At 30.8% G+C, this 4382-nt stretch carries 7 protein-coding genes; all 7 read left to right on the top strand.

The features are described 5' to 3' along the window. Positions 1-278, top strand: a 278-nt coding sequence (locus tag VK998_RS12450; RefSeq protein WP_325228854.1) for a ComF family protein, incomplete at its 5' end; no start/stop codon positions are given. 9 nt (positions 279-287) lie between these two features. Continuing rightward, positions 288-701: a TIGR03826 family flagellar region protein gene (locus VK998_RS12445; protein ID WP_325228851.1), complete on the top strand. Its 414-nt coding sequence runs from the start codon at positions 288-290 to the stop codon at positions 699-701. Positions 702-773: 72 nt separating this feature from the next. Next, a complete protein-coding gene (gene flgM / locus VK998_RS12440) occupies positions 774-1055 on the top strand; it encodes a flagellar biosynthesis anti-sigma factor FlgM (RefSeq protein WP_325228848.1) in 282 nt (93 codons plus the stop codon). A gap of 12 nt (positions 1056-1067) precedes the next feature. Next, complete coding sequence (locus VK998_RS12435) at positions 1068-1538, top strand: flagellar protein FlgN (RefSeq protein WP_325228845.1); 471 nt, start codon at positions 1068-1070, stop codon at positions 1536-1538. A 2-nt stretch (positions 1539-1540) separates the two neighbouring features. Beyond that, positions 1541-2977, top strand: a complete 1437-nt coding sequence (gene flgK / locus VK998_RS12430; protein WP_325228842.1) for a flagellar hook-associated protein FlgK — start codon at positions 1541-1543, stop codon at positions 2975-2977. 90 nt (positions 2978-3067) lie between these two features. Continuing rightward, positions 3068-3424 carry a four helix bundle protein gene (locus VK998_RS12425; RefSeq protein ID WP_325228839.1) on the top strand — a complete coding sequence of 119 codons (357 nt, stop codon included), beginning with the start codon at positions 3068-3070 and terminating at the stop codon, positions 3422-3424. Between the two features lie 134 nt (positions 3425-3558). Next, positions 3559-4382, top strand: an 824-nt coding sequence (flgK, locus tag VK998_RS12420) for a flagellar hook-associated protein FlgK (RefSeq protein WP_325228836.1), incomplete at its 3' end; no start/stop codon positions are given.

Here is a 4382-nt window from a genome sequence, read left to right as displayed (position 1 = left end):
ATGTATCTAAAAAAATGAATATTCCATTATTAAACAATCATCTTATAAAAAACAAATGGACTTTAGATCAAAATAAACTAGGAAAAATTGAGAGAAAAAACAATTTAAAGGATTCTTTTAAAACTATTAATGCAGAAGAATTTAAAGGTAAAGAAATTCTTTTAATTGACGATATTATTACTACAGGAACAACTTTAGAAGAATGTAGCAAATCCCTTAAAGAAGGCGGGGCAAAAAAGATATATGGACTAGCTATTACTTCTAGTATGAAAATGTGAGGTGAGAATATGGATGTAAGAAATTGCAGTCGTTGTGGGAAAATATATGCTTACGATGGATTTAATATATGCTTACAATGTAGAAGAAAAGATGAAGAAGATTTTAAAAAGGTAAAGGAATATATAGATGAAAACCCGGGGGTTAATATATCGGAAGTTTCAGAAGAAACAGGAGTAGATACCAAGAAGATCATATCCTTTTTAAGAGAAGGAAGATTAGAAGTGGAAGATGAACATAATTTACTTCTTAGCTGTGAAAGATGTGGAGCTTCAATAAAAACAGGAAGGTTTTGTGAAAAATGTACTGTAGAAATGCAAAGAGAATTTAAGCAAAGTATAGGTGGAGGTAGGGATCCTAAAGATCTTGAAAATGGAAGAGCTAAGGAAAGGATTAGAATTACAGATAGATATAAGAAAAGATAATTTAATAAAATAAAAATTAAAGTATCACCCCATTTAACCGATAATAATATTGAGGAAATGGGGTGTATTTTTATGAAAATAAATAAAACTGACAAGGTATTACAAATTTATAACGATATGAAAAACAATAAAATAAAACCAAATAAAAATACCTTTGGGAAAGATGAATTGAAAGTTTCGGAAAAAGCTATTGATTATCAGTTTGCAATGAATAAATTAAAAGAAATACCAGATATAAGGAAGGAAAAGGTAGAAAAAATTAAAAGGGAGATAGTATCTGGAAACTATAATGTAGATGGACAAAAGATAGCGGAAAAGATGTTTGAAGGTATTAGTTTTGACAAGAAAATATAATGAGGTGGCAATATGACTTTTTCTGAAGAATTAATAGATCTGTTAAAAAAAGAGTTAAAAATACTTCTAGCTTTAAAAGAATCAACTTTTGAAAAAACGGATTTGATTATAGAAAATCAAGTAGAAAAGCTAGAAGAAATGCTTAAAAAAGAAGAAGAACTTATAAATACTATGGCAATAACAGAAGAGAAAAGAATAAAACTTTTAGATAGTTGGGGAGTAGATACCAATACCCCCTTATCAGAATTAATAAAAAACATTCCAGAAAAAAAAGAGAATTTAATTGATATAGGCGAAAAGCTGTCTAAGTCCTTAGAAGAAATCCAAAGTAGAAACGATATCAACAATCAATTGATTAACGAAAATTTGCAATGGTTAGATTTTAATATGAACTTGCTTACCAATACCCAGACGCCAACTACTTATGGAAAGGAAAAGAAGGGGAAAGAAACTAAGAATAATTTGTTTGATAGGAAGGTGTAGATATGAGTTTTGGAGGATTATATATTTCCATATCGGGAATTAATGCAAATAAAAAAGCTTTAGATACAGTATCTCATAATATTGCCAATGTAGATAACCCAAACTATGTAAGGCAAAGTGCAATCCATGCAGAGAGTCGATACTCTACCAATATTATTACAAGATACCAAATGGGTTCAGGAGTAGATGTTCAACAAATTAGACAGATAAGAGATGAGTTTTTAGATGCAAAATTAAGAAGGGAAATGGCAACATTTGGATACTATAATACTAAATCAGAAATATTAAATGAGATTGAAGTAATATTTAATGAGATAACCAGTAGTGGCCTTCAAAATGTAATGGATGATTTTTGGGACGGTTGGTCAGAATTATATAAGGAACCAGATAGTTTGACCATAAGAGGCCTTCTCCATGAAAAAGCAGTAGCTTTGACTACTACAGTAAACCATATATCCGTCCAATTGGACAACCTACAATTTAATTTAAACAAAGAAATGTTAAATAAATCGGAAGAAGTAAATTCTTTATTAGAGGAAGTATCAGAATGGAATAAAAAGATTAAACTAGCAGAAGGCTATGGCCCTCATATATCAGCCAATGATTATAGAGATGAGCGTAATGCAGCTTTAGATAGGCTATCAGAACTAATTCCTATAGATTATCATGAAAATAAATATGGGGAAGTTGTAGTTACATTAAATGGTAGAGATTTAATAAATGGAGATTATTTCAACCCTATAGATGTTCAATTAAATGAAAAAGGTCATGGTGAAATTTATTGGACAGACACAGGAAATCCTATAGATTTAAAAGGATTAGGAGAACTAGGAGGATATATAGACGCTAGAGACAAGGTAGTAGTAGAATATAGGGAAAGATTGAATGTTTTGGTGGGAACTATAGCTAATTCCATTAACGATGTACACCAACAAGGCACTGGTTTAGATAACAGTACAGGCGTGAAATTTTTTGACTTTGAAGAAGATGACCCAGCAGCAACAATAAAGGTAAATCCAGAATTGGAAGATTTCAATAAAATTGCAGCTGGAAAAACAGGTGCAAAAGGGGACGGAGATATTGCAAAAGAAATATTAGGCTTAAGAGAAGAACTTCTATTCAATGATTATACGTTTGATGAATATACAGGACCAGCAGATGGTGAAGATGGCACTATGACTATAGACAATTTTTACCGAGACCTAATTTTAAGCTTAAGTCTAGAAAGAGAACAAGCCAGGGATATGGTATTAAACCAAGTTATGCTAATAAACCAGATAGACGGAAGAAGACAAGAAATATCCTCCGTATCTTTAGATGAAGAAATGGCAAATATGCTAAAATACCAACACTCTTATGTAGCAAACAGCAGGGTTATAAATGCCATAGATGAGATGATTGAGACTATTATCAATAGATTGGGAATAGTTGGAAGATAAAGCTACAAATTGTGAATTATGAATTGTAAATTGTGAATGAGGACTCAATTTTTCGCGAAAAATTGGTTGATAATTGTGAGGTAATTGTATATGACGGGGAATTTGATTAGAGATAAGAGTTATGAATTTGCTTTGAGAATTATGAAAATGTATAGGCATATGATAAAGAACAATGTGGAACATGAAATTGCAAAACAATTACTAAGAAGTGGTACGAGCATAGGAGCTAATGTTGAGGAAGGTTGTTCTGCGCAAAGTAGAAAGGACTTTATTCACAAATTATCAATTGCACAAAAAGAAGCTTTTGAAACAAGATATTGGCTTAGGCTACTAAGGGATAGCGGAGAAATTAAAAAAGAACATGGAAACAGTATGATAAAAGATTGCGATGAACTAATAAGTATATTAACGAGCATCTTAAAGACAACAAAAGCCAACACAAAATAATTTATTATTTTGAAAATGGCTCTAAACAAATTTTTTTATAGCACAGAGTTATTAATCTAATTAATATTTAAATAACAACTAATTTACAATTCACAATTTAAAATTCAAAATTTTTACGAAGGGACTGAGTAAATATGCATTTTGGTTTCAATACAGCTGTACAATCTTTGTTAGCAAGTCAAAGATCTTTATATATAACCAATCATAATATAAGCAATATGAATACAGAAGGATATTCAAGACAACAAGGGGCCCAAAGGGCTACAAGCCCATATAATTTACCAGGAACAGGCTATTTAGGAACAGGGACGGAAATATATGATATAGCTAGAGTAAGAGATTCCTATGTAGATTTTAAATATTATAATGAAAATGCTCCAAAAGGGGAATGGTTAATTAAGAGGGATACTCTATCTGAAATAGAAAAGCTATTTGGAGAGCCTTCTAAAAGTAGTTTTAGGCAGTATTTAGATGATTTTTATACTGCTTTGGATAATATGAGCAAAAACCCTTCCGATTTTTCCTATAGAGAACCAGTAAGGGAAAATGCTCTAGCCTTTACTAAACATATAAATGAATCAGCAGTAAGGCTAGAAGAATTACAAAAAGAAACGGAAGTTTCCATAGATACTAAAGTAAGAAAGATAAATAGCGTAGCAACCCAAATTGCTTCATTGAATAGGCAAATTTATTCCAATGAACTAGATGGTAGAAAAGCCAACGATTTAAGAGATAGAAGGGATTTATTAGTAGATGAACTATCTCAAATAGTAAATGTAAAAGTGGATGAATCAAAAGATGGTAAATTTAGAGTAAATATTAGTGGCGTTTCCATAGTAGACCATACAGATGTAAATGTTATAAAAACAGATAGTGATGATGAAGATAATATAGTATTAAAATGGAGTAATGATAGTAAAGTCAATTTAAGATCAGGAGAATTAAAAGGGTTATTAGA

This window comes from Schnuerera sp., assembly GCF_035459645.1.
Classification (GTDB): Bacteria; Bacillota; Clostridia; order Tissierellales; family Tepidimicrobiaceae; genus Schnuerera.
The sequence above is the reverse complement of the archived record's forward strand: the minus strand, read 5'-3'. Positions and strand labels throughout refer to the sequence as shown.